21 protein-coding genes are annotated in these 21,961 nt (G+C 53.8%); 15 read left to right on the top strand and 6 right to left on the bottom strand.

Annotation, left to right across the window (positions count from 1 at the left end; all coding sequences use genetic code 11):
• Nucleotides 1-86: 86 nt before the first annotated feature.
• From RAC65_RS14075 to RAC65_RS14065, 3 genes are all read right to left on the bottom strand, one after another.
• Entirely contained in the window at nt 87-566 is a 480-nt protein-coding gene (locus RAC65_RS14075; protein ID WP_033737377.1) for a DUF1456 family protein, read from the bottom strand.
• A gap of 84 nt (nt 567-650) precedes the next feature.
• On the bottom strand, nt 651-1,568 hold the full coding sequence (gene metR / locus RAC65_RS14070) for an HTH-type transcriptional regulator MetR (RefSeq protein ID WP_006121468.1): 918 nt from the start codon (nt 1,566-1,568) through the stop codon (nt 651-653).
• A gap of 432 nt (nt 1,569-2,000) precedes the next feature.
• Nucleotides 2,001-2,837, bottom strand: coding sequence for a dienelactone hydrolase family protein (locus tag RAC65_RS14065; protein WP_006121469.1), 837 nt, complete (start codon nt 2,835-2,837; stop codon nt 2,001-2,003).
• Between the two features lie 302 nt (nt 2,838-3,139).
• Between RAC65_RS14065 and udp the strand changes: the two genes are divergently transcribed.
• From udp to tatD, 9 genes are all read left to right on the top strand, one after another.
• A complete protein-coding gene (udp, locus tag RAC65_RS14060; protein ID WP_006121470.1) occupies nt 3,140-3,901 on the top strand; it encodes a uridine phosphorylase in 762 nt (253 codons plus the stop codon).
• Between the two features lie 144 nt (nt 3,902-4,045).
• Nucleotides 4,046-5,545 carry a DNA recombination protein RmuC gene (gene rmuC / locus RAC65_RS14055; protein ID WP_058701506.1) on the top strand — a complete coding sequence of 500 codons (1,500 nt, stop codon included), beginning with the start codon at nt 4,046-4,048 and terminating at the stop codon, nt 5,543-5,545.
• A 76-nt stretch (nt 5,546-5,621) separates the two neighbouring features.
• A complete protein-coding gene (gene ubiE / locus RAC65_RS14050; RefSeq protein ID WP_033737381.1) occupies nt 5,622-6,380 on the top strand; it encodes a bifunctional demethylmenaquinone methyltransferase/2-methoxy-6-polyprenyl-1,4-benzoquinol methylase UbiE in 759 nt (252 codons plus the stop codon).
• A gap of 11 nt (nt 6,381-6,391) precedes the next feature.
• The gene (locus RAC65_RS14045; RefSeq protein ID WP_375096812.1) at nt 6,392-6,997 is read left to right on the top strand and encodes an SCP2 domain-containing protein; all 606 of its coding nucleotides are present in this window, start codon (nt 6,392-6,394) and stop codon (nt 6,995-6,997) included.
• Complete coding sequence (gene ubiB / locus RAC65_RS14040) at nt 6,994-8,631, top strand: ubiquinone biosynthesis regulatory protein kinase UbiB (protein ID WP_006121474.1); 1,638 nt, start codon at nt 6,994-6,996, stop codon at nt 8,629-8,631. The genes RAC65_RS14045 and ubiB overlap by 4 nt, the downstream gene beginning before the upstream one ends.
• A 110-nt stretch (nt 8,632-8,741) precedes the next feature.
• Nucleotides 8,742-8,996, top strand: coding sequence for a Sec-independent protein translocase subunit TatA (tatA, locus tag RAC65_RS14035; RefSeq protein ID WP_033737383.1), 255 nt, complete (start codon nt 8,742-8,744; stop codon nt 8,994-8,996).
• 3 nt (nt 8,997-8,999) lie between these two features.
• Complete coding sequence (gene tatB, locus RAC65_RS14030; protein ID WP_058701505.1) at nt 9,000-9,635, top strand: Sec-independent protein translocase protein TatB; 636 nt, start codon at nt 9,000-9,002, stop codon at nt 9,633-9,635.
• The gene (gene tatC, locus RAC65_RS14025) at nt 9,635-10,393 is read left to right on the top strand and encodes a Sec-independent protein translocase subunit TatC (RefSeq protein WP_006121477.1); all 759 of its coding nucleotides are present in this window, start codon (nt 9,635-9,637) and stop codon (nt 10,391-10,393) included. Before tatB ends, tatC begins: the two co-directional genes overlap by 1 nt.
• A 97-nt stretch (nt 10,394-10,490) precedes the next feature.
• Nucleotides 10,491-11,273, top strand: coding sequence for a 3'-5' ssDNA/RNA exonuclease TatD (tatD, locus tag RAC65_RS14020; protein WP_006121478.1), 783 nt, complete (start codon nt 10,491-10,493; stop codon nt 11,271-11,273).
• Here the strand turns inward: tatD and rfaH are convergent.
• Nucleotides 11,270-11,758, bottom strand: a complete 489-nt coding sequence (gene rfaH / locus RAC65_RS14015; RefSeq protein WP_006121479.1) for a transcription/translation regulatory transformer protein RfaH — start codon at nt 11,756-11,758, stop codon at nt 11,270-11,272. The genes tatD and rfaH overlap by 4 nt on opposite strands.
• A 303-nt stretch (nt 11,759-12,061) precedes the next feature.
• On the opposite strand from rfaH, the gene ubiD reads away from it, so the two are divergent.
• Both ubiD and fre read left to right on the top strand, forming a co-directional pair.
• Nucleotides 12,062-13,546: a 4-hydroxy-3-polyprenylbenzoate decarboxylase gene (ubiD, locus tag RAC65_RS14010; protein ID WP_033737385.1), complete on the top strand. Its 1,485-nt coding sequence runs from the start codon at nt 12,062-12,064 to the stop codon at nt 13,544-13,546.
• A 42-nt stretch (nt 13,547-13,588) separates the two neighbouring features.
• On the top strand, nt 13,589-14,290 hold the full coding sequence (gene fre / locus RAC65_RS14005; protein WP_033737387.1) for an NAD(P)H-flavin reductase: 702 nt from the start codon (nt 13,589-13,591) through the stop codon (nt 14,288-14,290).
• Nucleotides 14,291-14,358: 68 nt separating this feature from the next.
• Here the strand turns inward: fre and fadA are convergent, their stop codons facing one another.
• Both fadA and fadB read right to left on the bottom strand, forming a co-directional pair.
• Entirely contained in the window at nt 14,359-15,522 is a 1,164-nt protein-coding gene (gene fadA, locus RAC65_RS14000; RefSeq protein ID WP_006121482.1) for an acetyl-CoA C-acyltransferase FadA, read from the bottom strand.
• A 10-nt stretch (nt 15,523-15,532) separates the two neighbouring features.
• Nucleotides 15,533-17,716 (bottom strand): fatty acid oxidation complex subunit alpha FadB, encoded by a 2,184-nt coding sequence (fadB, locus tag RAC65_RS13995; RefSeq protein ID WP_058701504.1) that lies wholly within the window; start codon nt 17,714-17,716, stop codon nt 15,533-15,535.
• Between the two features lie 185 nt (nt 17,717-17,901).
• Here fadB and pepQ point away from each other — a divergent pair, with 185 nt between their 5' ends.
• Genes pepQ through hemG form a run of 4 tightly spaced genes read left to right on the top strand, consistent with a single transcriptional unit; the run spans nt 17,902 to nt 21,888 of the window.
• Nucleotides 17,902-19,233 (top strand): Xaa-Pro dipeptidase, encoded by a 1,332-nt coding sequence (gene pepQ / locus RAC65_RS13990; protein WP_054634710.1) that lies wholly within the window; start codon nt 17,902-17,904, stop codon nt 19,231-19,233.
• Complete coding sequence (locus RAC65_RS13985; protein WP_054634709.1) at nt 19,233-19,850, top strand: IMPACT family protein; 618 nt, start codon at nt 19,233-19,235, stop codon at nt 19,848-19,850. Before pepQ ends, RAC65_RS13985 begins: the two co-directional genes overlap by 1 nt.
• A gap of 31 nt (nt 19,851-19,881) precedes the next feature.
• Nucleotides 19,882-21,333: a Trk system potassium transporter TrkH gene (trkH, locus tag RAC65_RS13980; protein WP_375096811.1), complete on the top strand. Its 1,452-nt coding sequence runs from the start codon at nt 19,882-19,884 to the stop codon at nt 21,331-21,333.
• Between the two features lie 18 nt (nt 21,334-21,351).
• Nucleotides 21,352-21,888 carry a menaquinone-dependent protoporphyrinogen IX dehydrogenase gene (gene hemG / locus RAC65_RS13975; RefSeq protein ID WP_033737395.1) on the top strand — a complete coding sequence of 179 codons (537 nt, stop codon included), beginning with the start codon at nt 21,352-21,354 and terminating at the stop codon, nt 21,886-21,888.
• Nucleotides 21,889-21,961 lie beyond the last annotated feature (73 nt).

Here is a 21,961-nt window from a genome sequence, read left to right as displayed (position 1 = left end):
ACGACGTCTGCTCGCCCGGCAGAGCGGACCGCATTGTTATCCCGGTGCGCTTTCTCCGGCGGGACGAGCGTAAGTCGGAGGCTGGTTTAAGCGGGCTTAACTGGCGCAGGGCGATGAATCATCGTCAGCCCCTTGAGGAAATTACGCAGAATCTGGTCACCGCATTCACGATAGTTTTTGTGATCCGGTTTACGGAAGATCGCGCCAATCTCCGCCTGAGAGACGGTGAAGTTGGCTTTTTTCAGGATATCAGGGATGTCGGTCGTTTTCAGATCAAATGCAATACGCAGCTTTTTCATGAAAATGTTGTTATTCATCTTACGCTCGATGGAAGGCGCAGGGGCATCCTCACTTTTCCCACGGCGATGAAAGATTAAGCCATTCAGGAAATAGCCCATCAGGACATCGGGGCAGGGGCGAAATGCCGCATCCTCATCTTTTTTCAGCCAACTGGTGATATCGGCCTGAGGAACCTCGCACTCCGCTAAGGCAAAAATCGCCACCATTTTGGCATCGTTCAGATCGAGCATATAGCGCACGCTGCGCAAAATATCGTTGTTAGTCATGGTGAGATCGTCTCAAGGTCAGTCAACAGGCTGCGCATTATAGGGGATTTTGCCCGCCGCCGCGCAGCTTTGTCGCTCATGCGGCTAAACGGCTGCAGGATGCGCGGCATTCCTGACAAAAGGCAAATGTTCACAGGCATGCTGACGGGCAAAATGGATAAAGGCTTCCAGCACAGGCTGACGCTGCTCGCCGTCACGCACGGCGGCATAAAGCCGACTCCATAATCCCTCTCCCAGTGTTTTCGTGATCACTAACCCCTGTTTTTCAAAGCTCTCCACTACCCAGTGTGGCAGCGCGGCAATGCCCATGCGCGCCGACACCATCTGAATCATCAACAGCGTGTTATCCACATTCTTCAGTGCAGGACTGATGCCCGCGGGCTGAAGGAAATGACGCCAGATATCCAGCCGCTGACGCTGCACCGGGTAAATCATCAACACTTCGTCGGCCAGTGCGTCAGGGGATATATGTTCGACCTGAGCCAGAGGATGATCGGGTGCCAGCACCAGGCGCACTTCGAAATCGAACATCGGTGAATAGAACAGGCCCGAGCGCGGCAGAATATCGGACGTTAAAACGATATCCAGCTCACCCTGTTGCAGTGCAGGTTGCGGATCGAAGGTCACACCTGATTTAAAATCCATCACCACCTGTGGCCAGCTCTGACGAAACTTATCCAGTGCCGGCGTAAGCCACTGAATGCAGCTATGACATTCAATGGCAACACGAAGCGTAGTCTGTTGCGGCTCATGGCAGGCCTGAAGCGCCTGCTGAATTTGCGGCAGAATCTGTTCCGCCAGCTGCAACAGAATTTCGCCCTGCGGCGTGAAGCGCAATGGCTGGCTTTTGCGTACAAACAGGCGGAATCCCAGCCGCTGTTCCAGATCGCTGAACTGATGTGACAACGCCGACTGCGTCTGGTGAAGCTGGGCGGCCGCGGCGGCCAGCGAGCCGGTATTCCGCAGAGCCTGAAGCGTCCGGAGATGTTTGAATTCGATCATGAGGGTCCTTCACATCGAAACTGAATAATTTGCGCTTGAGAGACATACAGTATCCGCAGAATATAGCGGTGTAAACATCTGGACGGCTAAACGTGACTGGCGATCAGACTGACCCAGGCATTTCTGGAGAATAGCAAATACCAATCCATAACCCTACTCCCGGCTTTTCACGTACAGGTGTGCGGCGCGAGCTGAAAAATGAGTATTTGCTTATCCAAACGGAACGGACCGGAGGGTGACGACATTCACTCAAGAAATAGCAGAAAAAATGAGGCGCGTTATGTTGCTGCAGAACGGCTATGGGACGACACTCCGCAATCCAGCCTGAAAACCCACCAGGCTTGTGAGCAGGGTTAACGCGGAAAAGCTCTCAGATTTGCGGGTGTTAGATGGCGACGTCGGGAGTTTGGGCGCTTACGCGCCCTTTTTTTATCACTCAGTGGATGCGACACCGTACTGCTTAAACCAGGCTAACATACGTGCCCAGCCGTCTTTTGCCGATTCGGCATGGTAGCTCGGACGATAGTCGGCGTTAAAAGCATGCCCGGCATCGGGATACACAATGATCTCTGCCTTTGCGTTTGCAGCATGTAAGGCCTGGCGCATCTGCTCCACGCTTTCCAGCGGAATGCCGTCATCCTGACCACCATACAAACCCAGCACAGGCGCGTTCAGATCCACAGCAATATCGATAGGATGTTTTTGCTGCTTCATGGTTTTTTCCCCTACCAGGCGACCATACCAGGCCACGGCAGCGCGAAGTTGCGGGTTGTGTGCCGCATAAAGCCAACTGATGCGTCCGCCCCAACAGAAACCGGTAATTCCCATCCGCCGGATGTCGCCACCGTTGCGGGCCGCCCAGTTAGCGGCATGATCGAGATCCGCCAGTACCTGGCTGTCAGGCACCTTGCTGACCAGTTCTTTAAACAGCGTAGGAATATCGTTGTAGTCGTTGGGGTCGCCTTCGCGGAAGTAAAGCTCTGGCGCGACAGCCAGATAGCCTTCCAGCGCCAGACGACGACAAATGTCGCGAATGTGTTCATGAACGCCGAAAATTTCCTGCACGACCAGCACAACAGGCAACGGCCCGTCTGCTGACTGCGGTTTCGCGTAAAAAGCCGGAAGATTTTCACCCTGACTCGGAATAGACGTCTCACCGGCGTGGATGGCCGGGCTGTCGGTAATAATGGTGGTCGAAGCCGTGGGCTGAACTGCCGGAGCAAACGCGCCTGCGGCTGATTTTTGTGTCATATTATCGTCGGTTTTCATCGTTATCTCCGTGCAAGCGTATGCGCAATCACGTAACTATAGCCTGGGCATTTATTACTGGTTCCGGGCAATTCGTAACAGAGCTTATAACCTTTAAAATACACTTCTCTTTAACATTCTCATGCTGCCTTCCACATCACCATATGTAGCATTACGGAAGGTCTAAGATAAATGTGTGATATTAATCACTAAAAATTTCATCGAAAATGTAACTTTCATTTTCTTGAGTGAAACCAGTCACACATTTAACCCGTCGGGTAACGTAAAGTGGCGTACTGTTTTTCCTTAACCCGGAGTCTGATATGACACAGTCTGACGTTTTCCATCTTGGCCTGACGAAAGCCGACCTGCAGGGGGCGACACTGGCCATTGTTCCTGGCGATCCGGAACGTGTAAAAAAAATTGCCGGACTGATGGACGATCCCCGGCACCTGGCTTCCCATCGTGAGTTCACCAGCTGGCTGGCTAAGCTTGACGGTAAACCCGTCGTGGTCTGTTCTACCGGGATTGGCGGACCTTCCACCTCCATTGCCGTCGAGGAGCTTGCTCAGCTTGGCGTGCGCACTTTCCTGCGTGTAGGGACAACGGGCGCCATCCAGCCGCATATCAATGTCGGCGACGTTCTGGTTACGACGGCGTCTGTACGCCTGGACGGTGCCAGCCTGCACTTCGCACCAATGGAATTTCCGGCCGTCGCCGATTTCACCTGCACAACGGCCTTAGTGGCTGCGGCAGAAGCCTGCGGTGCCAAAACCCATATCGGGATTACCGCCTCATCTGATACCTTCTACCCCGGCCAGGAGCGCTACGACACCTTCTCGGGCCGCGTCGTGAACCGTTTTCAGGGCTCTATGCAGGAGTGGCAGCAGATGGGCGTCCTGAACTATGAGATGGAATCGGCGACGCTGTTAACCATGTGCGCCAGTCAGGGCCTGCGCGCAGGCATGGTGGCGGGCGTGATTGTTAACCGCACGCAAAAAGAGATTCCCGATGCAGTGACGATGAAGCAGACCGAAAGCGATGCCGTCAAAATAGTAGTTGAAGCGGCGCGTCGCTTACTCTAGCCCTTCGTTTGACAGACAGGCCGGCTGTCCGGCCTGTCATGGCCTTGTCTTTACGTCTCGTCTTCCCCCTTCAGTAAATATATCTGGACATTCATACAGTGCGAATTTACCTTTTTCCTCAATAGCCTGACCAGCGGGGAGAATATGGATCAGCACATCATTATCAGCATCTGCCTTGGGCTCGCCGGCCTGGGTGTTGGCTGGATACTGGCGCAAATGCGTGTCAGCCATCAGTTAGCCAGCTTTTCCACAGAGCGCCGTCTGCTTAACGAAGCACAACAACGTCAGCAACAGCACATCGAGCAGCTCCAGCAGCAGCTGCAACAGCGCGAACAGGAGCTGAGACAGCTTCATGGATCATTAAGCGGAGCCAATGAGCGCCTGCAACAGCTGGATTACTGGCGTAATGAGAGCGAGCAACTGGCACGAGAGCTGCGCAATCAGCTGGAGGTGAACAGCGCGCAGGAAGCCGAGCTGCGTGAAGTGACGATCCGTCTTGAGGAAACCCGTTTTGCAGCGGAAGAGAAGCAGCGCCTGTTGACCAACAGCGAGCAGCGGCTTAGCGCGCAGTTTGAAAACCTGGCTAACCGAATTTTTGAAAACAGCGGTCGCCGCGTTGATGAGCAAAACCGTCAAAGTCTGAACAGCCTGATTGGGCCGTTGCGTGAACAGCTCGATGGCTTTCGGCGTCAGGTTAATGAGAGCTTTGGCGCGGAAGCGCGTGAACGCCATACACTGACCCACGAGATTCGTCAGCTACAGCAACTGAACGCGCAGATGGCCCAGGAAGCGCTCAACCTGACCAAAGCGCTCAAAGGCGACAACAAAATCCAGGGCAACTGGGGCGAGGTGGTGCTGAGCCGGGTACTGGAAGCGTCAGGATTGCGTGAAGGCTATGAATACGATATCCAGGTCAGCATGCAGAACGAGCAGCAAAGCCGCATGCAGCCCGATGTCATCGTCCGGCTTCCCCAGGGGAAAGATGTGGTGATCGACGCCAAAATGACGCTGGTTGCCTACGAGCGGTATTTCAACGCGGATGACGACATTGAACGTGAACAGGCCATTCAGGCGCATATCAGTGCCGTACGCGGCCATATCCGTTTGCTGGGCCGTAAAGATTATCAACAATTGCCCGGTTTACGCTCACTGGATTATGTGTTGATGTTTATCCCGGTTGAACCGGCGTTTTTACTGGCAATCGATCGGCAGCCAGAATTGATCGGCGAAGCGCTCCAGCAAAATATCATGCTGGTCAGTCCGACCACGCTGCTGGTTGCACTGCGTACCATCAACAATCTCTGGCGCTACGAGCATCAAAGCCGCAATGCGCAGCGGATTGCCGAGCGCGCAGCCAGACTTTACGACAAAATGCGCCTGTTTGTTGATGATATGAGCGGTATTGGTCACAGCCTTGATAAGGCCCAAAACAGCTATCGTGAAGCGATGAAGAAGCTGGCAGAAGGGCGGGGGAATTTGATCGCACAAACGGAAGGCTTCCGTGACTTAGGTGTAGAGGTTAAACGCGCTATCAATCCCCATCTGGTCGAACGCGCGATGCCCGAAAATGAGCACGACAGTATGCCCGGTAACGACCAAAACGCAGACGAAAGTTGTGAGCGGGTTCGGCACCTCCACGAATAAGCAGGTCGCCAACGTGCCTGACCTCCGTGACTCTGATACACTTCCATAAGTATTGTTTGTGGAGCAGGTAAAACCGATGGCAGATGAATCACAGCAGGAAACTACCCATTTTGGCTTTCAGACCGTCGCCAAGAGCGAGAAAGCCGACAAAGTCGCGGACGTGTTTCATTCCGTAGCGGCGAAATATGACCTGATGAACGACTTAATGTCGTTTGGCGTCCATCGCGTCTGGAAGCGTTTTACCATCGACAGCAGCGGTGTGCGTCGCGGTCAGCGTGTCCTGGATCTGGCCGGTGGAACCGGCGATTTAACCGCAAAATTTTCACGGCTGGTGGGCGAGACCGGGCAGGTTGTTCTGGCTGATATTAACAGCTCTATGCTGAAAATGGGCCGGGAGAAGCTACGAAACCTCGGTATCGTTGGCAATGTCAGTTATGTTCAGGCCAACGCCGAAGCGCTGCCGTTTCCTGACAACTACTTCGACTGCATTACGATCTCTTTTGGCCTGCGTAACGTTACGGAAAAAGAGAAGGCGCTGGCGTCGATGTTCCGCGTGCTGAAACCGGGTGGACGTTTGCTGGTGCTGGAGTTCTCGAAACCTGTTATTGAGCCGCTGAGCAAAGCCTACGATGCCTACTCGTTCCATATTCTGCCGCGCATCGGCCAACTGGTTGCTCAGGATGCAGAAAGTTATCGCTATCTGGCCGAGTCCATCCGCATGCATCCCGACCAGGAAACCCTGAAAGCGATGATGAACGATGTGGGATTCGAAAACACCACCTATTCAAATATGACGGGCGGCATCGTGGCACTTCATCGTGGGTTTAAATTTTAACCATTATGGCCATGACCTTAACCCCCGTCATCACTGCCGGTATTGAAACGGCGCTAAACCGTATTCTCTACTGCGATCGTGGTCTGAAAAGCGCACGTCAGCGTTTAGCAGGCAAGGTACTGATGTTGCGTTTGAGTGAGCTATCCTGGCCGCTGGTGCTGGTGTTCAGTGAGCAACAGCTGGATGTCCTTAGTGACTGGCAGGACAGCAGCGACTGCACGGTCATTACGCAGCTTAAGTCGCTGCCGAAGCTACGTGATCGCCAGCAACTGACGACGCTGATTCGCAGCGGTGAGTTACAGGTCGAAGGGGATTTGCAGGTGGTGCAGCAATTCTCTGCGTTGATGGATCTGGCTGAGCTGGATCCTGCCGAATACCTGGCCCCCTGGATCGGTGATATCGCCGCGCAAGGGATCAGCCAGGGTGCGCAGCGCGCATTTCGCTTGTTTAAAGCAGAAACGCAGCGACGTCAGGATTATCTCGGTCAGGCGTTGACGGAAGAGTGGCGCGTTGCGCCAGGTGCGCTGGAATTTGCCTGGTTCGCTGAGGAAGTTAGCGCGATGGAACGTTCGCTTGAGGCGCTTAATGCGCGTCTGGCACAGCTGGAGGCGAAATGAGTTTTGGAGAGATCCGCCGGTTATATTTCATTATCAAGGTGTTTCTGACATACGGACTTGATGAACTGATTCCCCAAATGCGCATTACTCTGCCGCTTCGGCTGTGGCGGCGGTGCGTGTTTTGGATTCCTAACCAGCACAAACACGAACAGATGGGCATTCGGCTGCGTCTGGCGATGGAACAGCTGGGCCCCGTCTGGATCAAGTTTGGTCAGATGCTGTCCACGCGGCGTGACCTGTTTCCCCCGCAGATCGCCGATGAACTGGCTATTTTGCAGGACCGGGTTGCGCCCTTCGACGGCGTGAAAGCCAAAGCACAAATCGAAGCTTCCATGGGGGCACCGATTGAGTCCTGGTTTGATGACTTCGATATCACCCCACTGGCTTCTGCCTCTATTGCGCAGGTTCACACGGCAACACTGAAATCCAACGGCAAAAAGGTTGTCATTAAGGTTATCCGCCCGGATATTCTGCCGGTGATCAAAGCCGATATGAAGCTGATCTACCGCATCGCCCGTTGGGTACCGCGCCTGCTGCCGGATGGTCGCCGTCTGCGTCCGGTTGAGGTGGTGCGCGATTATGAAAAAACGCTGATCGACGAATTAAACCTGCTGCGCGAAGCGGCCAATGCCATCCAGCTGCGGCGTAACTTCGAAAACAGCCGCATGCTGTATGTTCCCGAGGTTTACTCCGACTACTGCAGCGAAACCATGATGGTGATGGAACGCATCTACGGTATTCCTATCTCCGATGTGGCGACGCTGGAGCAGCATGGCGTTAACATGAAACTGTTAGCCGAACGCGGCGTACAGGTGTTCTTCACACAGGTTTTCCGCGACAGCTTCTTCCATGCAGACATGCACCCTGGCAACATCTTTGTCAGCTATGAGCATCCAGAAGACCCGCAATATATCGGCATCGACTGCGGGATTGTCGGCTCGTTGAACAAAGAAGATAAGCGCTATCTGGCCGAAAACTTTATCGCCTTCTTTAACCGGGATTACCGCAAAGTTGCAGAGCTGCATGTTGACTCTGGCTGGGTACCGGCAGATACCAACGTGGAAGACTTTGAGTTTGCCATTCGTACGGTGTGCGAACCCATCTTTGAAAAACCGCTGGCTGAAATTTCATTTGGTCATGTGCTGCTAAACCTGTTTAACACGGCGCGACGTTTCAATATGGAAGTGCAGCCACAGTTGGTGCTGTTGCAAAAAACGTTGCTCTATATCGAAGGGATTGGCCGGCAGCTCTATCCGCAACTGGACTTATGGAAAACGGCGAAACCGTTCCTTGAAGACTGGATTAAAGATCAGATTGGTATTCCGGCGATCATTCGCGCAGTGAAAGAAAAAGCGCCCTACTGGGCAGAGAAACTGCCCGAGCTGCCCGAGTTGTTCTATGACAGCATGCAGCAGCATAAGCAGTTACGTCTTAGCGTCGATAAACTCGTGAACGATTTGAGTGTCCAACGTACACGTCAGCATCAGGCGCGTTTCCTGTTTGGCGTCGGTGCCACGCTGCTGATTAGCGGTACAGCGGTACTCCTCAGCAGGCCTGAGTGGGACCTGTTTCCGGCGGCATTAATGGCGGCAGGTTTTGTCAGTTGGTTAATCGGCTGGCGCAAGACAAACTGATTGTCACTCGCGGCTGAAACGCGGTAATGTCGCTGACTGAGACCCGAATTAACAAGGGTTTAGGTTGTGCTTCATTCCGCAGTTTTTAACAAAAAAATCGAGGCTATCTCATGGGCGGTATCAGTATTTGGCAGTTATTAATTATTGCCGTGATTGTGGTGCTTTTGTTCGGTACCAATAAGTTACGTAATCTGGGGTCGGATTTGGGTTCGTCTATCCGTGGTTTCAAGAAAGCCATGAGTGATGAAGACGACAAAAAAGATCAGCCAAAAGAGCAGGACGCGGATTTCCATGCGAAAACGCTGGCGGACAAACAGCCAACGTCTGCTCAGAAAGACGACATTAAGAACGACAAGCAGGTGTAAACCGTGTTCGATATTGGTTTTGGTGAGTTGCTATTAGTCTTCGTGATCGGGCTGATTGTCCTGGGTCCGCAACGTTTGCCGCATGCGGTTAAAACGGTTGTCGGATGGATTCGGGCGGTCCGTTCACTGGCGGCCAATGTTCAGAGTGAGCTGGCGCAAGAGCTGAAACTGCAGGAACTGCAGGACAGCCTGAAAAAGGTGGAGGAAGCCAGCCACGGCACATTGTCGCCTGAGCTGAAAGAATCCATGGAAGCGTTGCGTAAAACCGCAGATTCAATGAAACGCTCGGTTCAACAGAGCATTGATATCGAAAGAGAAGAAGACGAAGCAAACACCATCCATTCCCCGTTACACCAGACGGGGAGTGACTCGCCGAAACCGGTGACGCCTGCGGCCAGTGAGCAGCAGGCACAGTCACCCGCACACGCACCTGTTGAACCCCATGTCGAGGCTGCGGTTGCACCGGCACAGGACAGCAACACGGCGACCACGCCGGTCCCGCCGCGGCCTGTGTCCGGCTACGCCAGTGCTCCGCCGCAATCGCCGGGTCGGGCAGACGCATCGCCTGCGGAAAAACCGGGCAACGCCGCGCCGTCGCTCAACCCAGCTTCTCCTCCTTCTGCAAGTGATGAACGATAATGGCCGTTGAAGATACCCAACCACTTATCAGCCATCTGATTGAGCTGCGTAAACGTCTGCTGAACTGCATAATTGCTGTGTTAGTTATTTTTCTGGCACTGATCTACTTTGCTAATGACATCTACCATGCCGTGGCGTCGCCACTGATCAATCAGATGCCAGCGGGTGCCAGCATGATCGCGACGGATGTCGCCTCACCTTTCTTCACGCCGATAAAGCTGACGATGATCGTGTCGGTGTTCCTTGCCGTGCCGGTTATTCTTTATCAGGTCTGGGCGTTTATTGCGCCAGCGCTTTATCGCCACGAACGTAAGCTGGTCATGCCGCTGCTGTTTTCCAGTACGCTACTGTTTTATGTTGGCGTGGCCTTTGCCTATTTCATTGTTTTTCCACTGGCTTTCGGCTTTTTTGCGAAAACCGCGCCGCAGGGCGTCACTATCGCGACAGATATCACCAACTATCTCGATTTTGTCATGACCTTGTTTATGGCGTTTGGTGTGGCATTTGAAGTGCCGGTAGCCATTGTGCTGCTGTGCTGGACCGGTATTACCAGCCCTGAGGATTTAAAAAAGAAGCGTCCTTACATCCTGGTCGGCGCGTTTGTTGTCGGGATGTTGCTCACACCACCGGACGTTTTTTCTCAAACTTTGCTCGCTATTCCGATGTACTGCCTGTTTGAAGTCGGCGTATTCTTTTCACGGTACTATGTGGGAAAAGGCCGTCAGACAGAGGATGAGGAACAGAACACCGAATCCTGATGTCGTATTCAGTACACCCGCAGAAGCGGGAGACACAAGCCAAAAACCGCCGTCAGGCGGTTTTTTGTTTAGGATGTTTTTGACAGAGAGTAAAAATATGTTTGATATCGGTGTAAACCTGACCAGCACGCAGTTCGCCTCCGATCGGAAAAAGGTGATTACGCGCGCCCGTGACGCGGGCGTCACCGGCATGTTGATTACCGGTACCAATGCGCTGGAAAGTCAGCAGGCGCAGCGGCTGGCCGAGGCTCATCCGGGTTACTGCTGGTCCACCGCGGGCGTGCATCCCCATCATGCCAGTGAGTGGTCACAAGAGGTCGCGAATACGCTGCGCCGGCTGGCGGAAAAAGCCCAGGTTGTGGCGATAGGTGAATGCGGGCTGGATTTCAATCGTAACCTGTCCGCACATCAGCAGCAGGAATATGCGTTTGACGCGCAACTGGCATTAGCTGCGGAACTGAATATGCCCGTGTTTCTTCACTGTCGGGAAGCGCATGAACGCTTTGCTGCGGTACTTGAACCCTGGTTGCCCAAATTACCCGCCGCCGTGATTCACTGTTTTACCGGTACCCGGGAAGAGTTAGCGGCCTGCCTGGAAATGGGCTTATCGGTAGGCATTACCGGTTGGGTATGCGATGAACGCCGGGGAATTGCCCTGCGTGAGATGTTGCCGTTGATTCCCGCCGAACGGTTGCTACTGGAAACGGATGCGCCCTATCTGTTACCGCGGGATATGCGCCCACGGCCAACTTCCCGGCGCAATGAACCCTGTTTTTTACCGCATATCCTGCAGCAGGTCGCGAACTGGCGAGGCGAGGAACCAGAGGCGCTGGCAGCCCAGGTGGATCATAATGCGCGCACGCTGTTCGGGCTGCGTTAGGCTTTACGGAATTGTCGGTTATCCACGCTACGGACAACCTGTTTGTTTAGCAGATTCAGCAACAGGATGGAGCGTGCTTCTCCATCGGGCTCTGAGAAGATAGCCCGCAGACCTTCAAACGTCCCTTCGGTGATGATGACTTCATCGCCGTTTTGCGGCGTTTCAGGATCGATCAGCGTTTGTGGCACATCAGTCTGCAGTGCATCAATAACGACAGCAGGTACGGTGGCCGGCGTCGCGCCAAAGCGCACGAAATGGCTGACGCCACGTGTACTGCTGATGGTTGTGGTGTGAATGGCTTCGGGGTCAAACTCAATGAACAGGTAGTTTGGGAACAGCGGTTCACTTACGGTAGTTCGCTTGCCACGCACAATTTTCTCAAGCGCGATCATGGGGCTCAGGCAATTTACGGCTTGCCGCTCAAGATGCTCTTTCGCACGCAATAGCTGCCCACGTTTGCAATAGAGTAAGTACCAGGATTCCATAACTGCTCCCAATGAATGGACGCTAAGAATAGCAAACCTCCACTCAGAGTTATAGCGCATTGGGGTCTGTTACGCGGCGTTGCCTGGAAAATAAACTAAGATTGTTCTGAATGACGAATGCCATCGCATAAAATGAAAAAATAGCCATTATGCGGTAAGGTTCAGCACGAAAACTAAGCGACATTATTCGTCTGATGGTTGCCCGTGACGGGCAAGATAAGCCATGCGGTGCATAAAGCTCCACACATTCATGTAATCAGCCCTATAATGGCAAATTCACTCTGGCCGGAAAGTTGAAGCCGCATGAAATATCAGGATTTAAGAGACTTTATTGCGCTGCTTGAACAGCGTGGTGAACTCAAGCGTATCTCGCACGTGATCGACCCCGAACTGGAAATGACCGAAATTGCCGATCGCACCCTGCGTGCAGGCGGTCCGGCATTGCTGTTTGAGAACCCAAAAGGTTACGACATGCCTGTACTGTGTAACCTGTTCGGTACGCCAAAACGCGTGGCCATGGGCATGGGCCAGGAAGAGGTCAGTGCACTGCGTGAAGTGGGTGAGTTGCTGGCCTTTTTAAAAGAACCTGAGCCACCGAGAGGTTTCCGCGATCTGTTCAGTAAAATGCCGCAGTTTAAGCAAGTACTGAATATGCCGACCAAAAGGTTGCGCAATGCGCCCTGTCAGGAGGTGGTTTTCAGTGGTGATGAGGTCGACCTGACCCAAATCCCGGTCATGAAATGCTGGCCCGGCGACGCTGCCCCGCTGATTACATGGGGATTAACCGTAACGCGCGGCCCGCATAAAGAGCGACAAAATTTAGGCATCTATCGTCAGCAGGTGATTGGCAAAAATCGCCTGATCATGCGCTGGCTTTCTCATCGTGGTGGTGCCCTGGATTATCTTGAATGGTGCAAGGCACATCCTGGCGAACGTTTCCCGGTGTCCGTTGCACTGGGCGCCGATCCGGCGACCATTCTGGGGGCTGTCACGCCCGTCCCTGACACGTTGTCAGAGTATGCGTTTGCCGGTCTGCTGCGCGGCAACAAGACCGAAGTCGTCAAGTGCCTCTCAAACGATCTGGAAGTGCCTGCGAGCGCCGAAATTGTGCTGGAAGGCTATATCGAACCCGGTGACATGGCACCTGAAGGTCCCTATGGCGATCACACCGGTTACTATAATGAAGTCGACAATTTCCCGGTGTTTACCGTTACGCACATCACGCAGCGTCATCAGGCGATCTACCATTCTACCTATACCGGAAGGCCACCGGATGAACCCGCCGTCCTGGGCGTGGCGCTGAATGAAGTGCTTGTACCGATTCTGATTAAACAGTTCCCGGAAATCGTCGATTTCTATTTGCCACCAGAAGGATGCTCTTACCGACTGGCGGTCGTGACGATTAAAAAACAGTACGCGGGACATGCCAAGCGCGTGATGTTTGGCGTCTGGTCATTTTTACGGCAGTTCATGTACACCAAATTTGTTATTGTGTGTGATGATGACGTTAATGCCCGCGACTGGAACGACGTCATCTGGGCAATCACGACGCGTATGGACCCGGCACGCGATACCGTATTGGTAGAAAACACGCCAATCGATTATCTTGATTTTGCGTCTCCGGTTTCCGGACTAGGGTCAAAGATGGGCCTCGACGCCACGAATAAATGGCCAGGTGAGACGCAACGAGAGTGGGGCACGCCGATTGTCAAAGATCCGGCCGTTACCGCACGTATCGACGCTATCTGGGATGACCTCGGTATTTTTGATCAACCATCACAGCGTTGATGGTGAGCAATAACCATAAAGACGACCCGACAGAGGGACCGCATGACAACGTTAAGCTGTAAAGTAACTTCAGTTGAGGCGATTACCGACACGGTGTATCGCGTTCGCCTGATTCCGGAAGCAGATTTTAGTTTTCGCGCAGGGCAGTACCTGATGGTCGTAATGGATGAGCGTGACAAGCGCCCGTTTTCATTAGCCTCCACGCCAATGGAAACTGAAATCATTGAACTGCATATCGGTGCCTCAGAGCTGAATCTCTACGCCATGGCGGTGATGGATCGTATTCAGCAGGAAGGGCAAATTGTGGTGGACATCCCACATGGTGATGCCTGGTTGCGTGAAGAGAGTGACAAGCCGTTAATCCTGATCGCGGGTGGCACAGGCTTTTCCTATGTGCGTTCCATTTTACTCACTGCGCTTGCCGAACAACCCAACCGTGATATTGCGGTTTACTGGGGCGGGCGCGAACTGAAGCATTTGTATGATTTGGACGAGCTGGAAGCACTGGCGATTAAGCATCCGAATCTGAAAGTGATTCCGGTTGTCGAACAGCCTGAAGCAGGCTGGCCGGGCCGTTCTGGTACGGTGCTGACAGCCGTCATGCAGGACTTTGCGACCCTGAGCGAGCATGAGATTTATATTGCCGGCCGCTTCGAAATGGCGAAAATCGCCCGTGAACGCTTTTGTTCAGAACGAGGTGCCGTTGAAGCACAAATGTATGGCGATGCGTTTGCTTTTATCTGACGTGACAGCACAAGAAAAAACCCGCCCCTGACAGGCGGGTAAATCTCACACTATAACGTTCCAACGTATTAAACGCGTTCAATAACGGTAGCGATGCCCTGACCCAAACCAATACACATGGAGGCCAGGCCGAACTGCGCATCGCGACGTTCCATAATGTTCAGCAACGTCGTGCTGATGCGTGCGCCTGAGCAGCCTAACGGATGGCCCAACGCGATGGCGCCGCCATTGAGGTTGACCTTGTCATCGAGCCTGTCTGACAGGCCGAGATCGTTGATGCAGGGCAGAACCTGCGCGGCAAAAGCCTCGTTAAGTTCAAAAACATCAATGTCATTTACGCTCAGCCCGGCGCGCTTCAGTGCCAGCTTGCTGGCCGGGACCGGGCCGTATCCCATAATGGAAGGATCGCATCCCACTACTGCCATACTTTTAATGCGTGCACGGGGTTTCAGGCCCTGCTCTCGTGCGTGGCTTTCACTCATGATCAACATGCCCGCCGCCCCGTCTGATAACGCTGACGAACTGCCCGCAGTGACTGTTCCGTTCACCGGATCGAAGGCAGGCCGCAGTGCTGCCAGTCCTTCCAGGCTGGTATCTTCACGGATGACTTCGTCAACGTCATAGCGTTTCAGGACGCCATCGGCATCGTGACCATGCAGCGCAACAATTTCATTGGCAAAATCGCCACGCTGCGTGGCCTGCCAGGCACGCTGATGAGAGCGCAAAGCAAAAGCGTCCTGCTGCTCGCGGCTGATATGGTGCATGCGCGCCAGCATCTCTGCCGTTAGCCCCATCATCCCTGCGGCTTTCGCAACGGTACGGCCTAAACCCGGATGAAAATCGACGCCATGGTTCATGGGGACATGCCCCATATGTTCGACACCGCCAATTAAACAGGTCTGAGCATCGCCGACCATGATTGCGCGTGCGGCGTCATGTAAGGCCTGCATTGAAGAACCGCAAAGACGGTTAACCGTTGTCGCCGGAACGCGGTGCGGGATTTCAGCCAGCAGCGCGGCGTTGCGGGCAATGTTGAAGCCTTGCTCCAGCGTTTGCTGCACGCAACCCCAGATAATGTCGTCCAGCGTGGCGGCATTCACCCCCGGATTGCGGTTCAACAGAGCACGCATGACATGCGCGGACAGGTCCTCGGCGCGTACATGGCGAAATGCCCCACCTTTTGAACGGCCCATCGGCGTACGCACCGCGTCAATAATTACCACATTTTCCATTTTGATTACCTCAGGCGCTTCTGAACGCGGCTTCATCGATCGGTTTGACGGCGGGATACCAGCTTTCGTGTTGGCGCGCTTTCTCAAGCAGCAGGGCAGGGAGCGCATACAGCCCACCCAATGACGAATAACGTTTCGCCTGATCCACCACGTTGCCGTTACCCAAAGTGTCGAGATAACGGAAAGCGCCGCCACGGAAAGGCGGGAATCCCAGACCATAGACCAGCGCCATGTCTGCTTCAGCAGGTGAGGCGATAATCTTCTCTTCCAGGCAGCGAACCACTTCATTCAACATCGGCAGCATCATGCGATTCAGAATCTCTTCATCGCTGAATATCCGTTTAGGCTGGCAGGCGGGTTCGAGTAAGGCATCGACCTCTGCATCGGACACTTTTTTCGGTTTCCCTTTTTTGTCTTCTTCCCAGCGCCAGAAACCCAGACCATTTTTCTGACCAAAACGCTTCGCCTCAAACAGAATATCGATCGCATCGCGATAGTCTTTTTTCATCCGTTCAGGAAAACCGTCCGCCATGACGCTTTGCGCATGATGCGCGGTATCAATGCCCACGACATCCAGCAGCCATGAAGGCCCCATCGGCCAGCCAAACTGTTTTTCCATTACCTTGTCGATCTGGCGGAAGTCCGCACCATCACGCAACAGCATGCCGAAGGCAGCGAAGTAGGGGAACAAAACGCGGTTAACAAAGAAACCCGGACAGTCATTCACCACCACCGGGGTTTTACCCATTTTACTGGCCCAGGCGACAACTTTACCCAGCGTGGCCTCACTGGTTTTCTCTCCACGGATCACCTCTACCAGCGGCATACGTGGAACCGGGTTAAAGAAGTGCATGCCACAAAAATTTTCTGGACGCTGCAACGCCTGCGCCAGATGGCTGATGGGGATGGTTGAGGTGTTTGACGCCAGAATGGCATCAGCGCGCATATGGGTTTCGGTTTCAGCCAGAACGCTGGCCTTGATTTTCGGATTTTCGACGACGGCTTCTACCACGATGTCGGCCTGGTCGAAACCGGCATAATCGAGGGTAGGCTGAATAGTGGCAATGACGCTGGCCAGCTTGTTTCCGTCTATTTTACCGCGTTCCAGTTGCTTATTCAGAAGCTTACTGGCTTCATTCATGCCCAGCGTCAGCGCCTGCGGATTGATATCCTTCATTTTAACCGGCACGCCTTTCCATGCCGATTGATAGCTGATTCCACCGCCCATAATACCGGCGCCCAGCACGGCGGCCTGTCTGGGCGTGCCGCTTTCACTACTGCGTTTTTTGGCCAGACTTTTGATGTACTGATCGTTGAGGAAAATCCCGACGAGCGCGCGGGCCACATCTGACTGTGCCAGCGGAACAAACGCTGCGGTTTCCAGCTTTAGCGCATCATCACGGCCCAGCGCTGCTGCCGCTTCAATGGTTTTAACGGCAGTGACTGGCGCAGGGTAGTGTTTCCCCGCCATTTGCATCACCATGCCTTTGGCTATCGTAAAGCTCATCGCGGCTTCAACGGGGCTGAGTTTCAACGGAGCCAGTTTAGGGACGCGACGGGCACGCCAGCTGCCGTCGTGGGCGGCCGCTTTTAGCATGGTTAACGCAGCATCACGCAGCTTATCGTTGCTGACAACCGCATCCACCAGACCCAGTTTCAGCGCTTCAGCACCGTCAACATCTTTGCCTGCGGCAATGATTTCCATTGCACTGTCGGCACCTAACAGACGAGGAAGACGCACGCTGCCGCCAAAACCCGGCATGATGCCCAGCTTCGTTTCCGGTAACCCCAGGCGGGCCATCGGTGTGGCAACGCGCAAATCCGTGGCCAGTACACATTCACAGCCACCGCCCAGCGCATAGCCCTCAATCGCCGAGATCGTGGGCACCGGCAAATCTTCCAGACGATTGAAGATACTGTTGGCGAAGGTCAGCCACTGGCTCAGTTTCTCTGTCGGCGCATCAAAGAGCGCCAGGAATTCAGTAATGTCCGCACCCACAATAAAGGCGGGTTTTGCTGATCGCAGAAGCACACCGCGCAGGCCGGCATGTTTTTCCAGCACCGTTACCGCATCGCCAAGACTGGCCACGGTTTGCGTATCCAGCTTGTTAACGGAGCCGGGGGCATCAAATACCAGCTCGACAATACCATCGTCCAGCTGGTGAAGAGTGAGGTTAGCGCCTTGGTAGAGCATGTACGTCTCCTGAAACCGCGAAAGGTGATCTGGTCATACCAGATGATCGTGAGTTTGGGAGGGATGTTAATTTTTTGCAAACAGCTCTTTGTTTATTTGCTAACAAGATCACAGCCACGGGGAACCCGGCATCCGGATTTTGCCTGTGATAAACTGCGGCTTTTCCGGATACTGGAGAGGCGGCAATGGATTCACTTAAGAGCTTGTATCACGCGCATATTACGACCTTGCAACAACGTGCTCAGCAGGTATTGGCACGTCATAAACTGGACGCCATGCTGATCCATTCCGGCGAGCTACTCACCGTATTTCTGGACGACCACACGTATCCGTTTAAGGTCAACCCGCAGTTCAAGTCCTGGGTGCCGGTAACACAGGTACCTAACTGTTGGCTGTGGATCGATGGCGTGAACAAACCGAAATTGTGGTTCTATTCGCCGGTGGATTACTGGCACAACGTTGAACCGCTTCCGCACAGTTTCTGGACCGACGACATTGAGATTATCGGGCTGGCAAACGCGAATGCCATTGGCGATCTCCTGCCTGCTCAGCGCGAAAATGTTGCCTATATTGGCCCGGTCGTCGAACGCGCTGCGCAGTTAGGCATTACGGCAGGCAACATCAATCCTAAAGCGGTGATCGATTTCCTGCATTATCACCGCAGTATTAAAACTGACTACGAACTGAGCTGTATGCGTCAGGCGCAGAAAATTGCCGTGGCAGGACATCGCGCTGCCAAAGAAGCGTTTGCGGCAGGTCTGAGTGAATTCGATATTAATCAGGCGTACCTGACCGCGACTGGTCATCGCGATACGGATGTCCCTTACGGCAACATTATTGCATTGAACGAACATGCTGCCGTGTTGCATTACACCAAACTGGATCATCAGCCACCGGCTAAGCGCTACAGTTTCCTGATTGATGCCGGGGCGGAATATCAGGGATATGCCGCTGACCTGACCCGCAGCTATGCCGCACAAAGCGGATCGCTGTATGCCAAAATGGTGGAGGCGATGAATGCGGAAGAGCTGGCCTTGATTGCGACGTTGAAAGCGGGCGTGCGCTACACCGATTACCATCTGCAAATGCATCAGCGCATTGCAAAATTGCTGGTGAAGTTTGATTTGGTCCACGGCATCAGTGAAGAGGCGTTGGTGGCCGAAGACCTGACCGGTCCGTTTATGCCACACGGTTTAGGTCATCCGCTGGGCCTGCAGGTTCATGATGTCGCCGGATTTATGCAGGATGAAAGCGGGACGCACCTGGCTGCGCCAGCGCAATATCCTTACCTGCGTTGCACCCGTGTCATCCAGCCGGGGATGGTGTTAACCATCGAGCCAGGCTTCTACATTATTGATTCACTGCTGGCACCGCTGCGCGCTGGCAAATTCAGTGCGCATTTTAACTGGCAGGCACTGGATGCGCTTAAGCCTTACGGCGGCATTCGCATTGAAGATAACGTGGTTATTCATGCTAATCGCGTTGAAAACATGACGCGCGACCTGCACCTCGCCTGATGGAGGCTTACGATATTCCTGCGCAAGCGCTAAGCGTGAGCGAGGAGACCATCAAAAAGAGCCGGTTTATTACGTTACTGGCGCACACGGACGGTGTCGAAGCCGCGCGGGCTTTTGTCCAGCAGGTAAAACAGGATCATCCGACGGCCCGGCATCATTGCTGGGCCTGGGTGGCGGGCGCGCCGGATGATTCGCAGCAGTTGGGGTTTTCCGATGACGGCGAACCTTCGGGAACGGCGGGGAAACCTATGCTGGCGCAGTTGATGGGGGCGGGCATAGGGGAAATCACCGCCGTCGTCGTGCGTTACTACGGCGGCATCATGCTGGGGACGGGCGGTCTGGTAAAGGCTTATGGCGGCGGTGTCCAGCAAGGGCTGAAACAGCTTGAGCGCCAGCGAAAAGTCCCGGTAAGGTTGTTCACGTTGCAGTGTGACTACGCCCAGTTGAGCGACATTGAGCGTCTGGTGCAGCGCTACGACGGCAGCATTACTGAAAGTCATTATTGCGACCGTATCGCGATGACGCTGGCTTTGCCTTATGGACAAATTGAGGGATTTAAGCAAAATCTGTCAGACTTCAGCCGGGGTGCGTTAACGCTTCTTCCGCTTATACCATGATGTTCTTCTCTTTAACTAAAGGAACGGCTTAATGCATTTTCGCGCCATTACCCGCATTGTCGGTCTGCTGGTGATCCTCTTCTCGGTGACGATGATTGTACCCGGCCTCGTTGCGCTGATTTATCGGGATGGTGCCGGCCGCGCCTTCAGCCAGACGTTTATGATGGCTCTGGTGATTGGTTCATTATTGTGGTGGCCAAACCGTAAGAAGAAAACGGAGCTTAAGCCGCGCGAAGGGTTTCTGATCGTGGTGCTGTTCTGGACCGTGCTGGGCAGCGTCGGGGCCATGCCGTTTATCTTTGCCGAACAGCCGCATCTGTCGGTTACCGATGCCTTTTTTGAATCCTTTTCCGGGTTAACCACCACCGGTGCGACGACGCTGGTGGGGCTGGACTCTTTGCCTAAAGCGATTCTGTTCTATCGCCAGATGCTGCAGTGGCTTGGCGGTATGGGAATCATTGTGCTCGCGGTGGCGATTCTGCCGATTCTGGGCGTCGGTGGGATGCAGCTTTACCGTGCCGAAATGCCCGGTCCGTTGAAAGACAATAAGATGCGTCCGCGTATTGCCGAAACGGCCAAGACGCTATGGCTTATCTATGTATTACTGACGTTGGCCTGCGCACTGGCATTATGGTTTGCCGGAATGCCCGCCTTCGATGCCATTGGGCACAGCTTTTCGACGATTGCTATTGGGGGATTTTCAACCCACGATGCCAGTATCGGCTATTTCCAGAGCGGCACCATTAATACGATTGTGGCCGTGTTCCTGCTGATCTCCGGCTGTAACTACGGCCTGCACTTCTCTTTACTGAGTAACCGCAATCTTCGGGTGTACTTACGCGATCCCGAATTTCGTATGTTTATCGGTGTGCAACTGACGCTGGTACTGATCTGTACGGTGGTACTGTGGTTCCATAATGTTTATGACAGTGGCTGGCAAACGTTGAATCAGGCGTTTTTCCAGGTTGTCTCGATGGCGACGACAGCGGGATTTACCACAGACAGTATTGCGCGCTGGCCGCTGTTCCTGCCGGTTTTGCTGCTGTGCTCTGCGTTCATTGGCGGCTGTGCCGGTTCGACGGGCGGTGGCCTGAAAGTGATCCGCATCCTGCTGCTGTGTAAACAGGGGAATCGCGAACTCAAACGCCTTGTCCATCCCAATGCGGTTTACACCATTAAGCTGGGTAATCGCGCGTTGCCAGAACGCATCCTGGAAGCGGTCTGGGGATTCTTCTCTGCGTATGCGCTGGTCTTCCTGATCAGTATGCTGGCCATTATTGCCACCGGCGTGGATGATTTTTCTGCGTTTGCCGCGGTCGCCGCAACGTTAAACAACCTGGGGCCCGGTCTGGGTGTTGTAGCGGATAACTTCACCTCAATGAACGATGTGGCAAAGTGGATTTTAATTTCGACTATGCTGTTTGGTCGCCTTGAGGTATTCACGTTGCTGGTGTTATTCACGCCAACCTTCTGGCGAGAATAACTAATAAGGATGCAGATGATGAAAGCATTAATTCTCTTTTCGACCCGTGACGGTCAGACGCAAAAAATCGCTTCCGCTATGGCGGAGGCGATTAAGGGCGAGCAAGCGTGCGATGTGATGAATATTCAGGATGCAGACGCGATTGACTGGCAGCAATATGATCGGGTGCTGATTGGGGCTTCAATCCGTTATGGTCACTTTCAGCCCGCTGTAAACGAATTTGTTAAGCAGAACCTGGCCGCATTGCAGCAGCGCGTCAGCGGCTTCTTCTCCGTGAATCTTACGGCGCGTAAGCCAGAGAAGCGGACGCCGGAAACCAATGCCTATACCGTTAAGTTTTTAGCGCAGTCGCCCTGGAAGCCCGATTGCTGTGCGGTTTTTGCTGGTGCACTGTATTATCCCCGCTATCGTTGGTTTGATCGGGTCATGATTAAGTTGATTATGCGCATGACCGGCGGCGAAACGGATACGACGAAGGAAGTTGAGTATACGGACTGGGAGCAGGTGCGCGGTTTCGCCAGAGATTTTGCACAGTTACCAGGCAAATCGTACTGAAATAACGCGATCTGGCGAAATTTGAGACGAACAGTAATATTTTTGCAATTAACCCTTGTCAGGCCGCGCGAAC

Origin of the sequence: Pantoea sp. BS_8 (assembly GCF_041954965.1) — a bacterium.
GTDB lineage: Bacteria > Pseudomonadota > Gammaproteobacteria > Enterobacterales > Enterobacteriaceae > Pantoea > Pantoea stewartii.
This window is presented reverse-complemented; position numbering and strand designations above follow the sequence as displayed.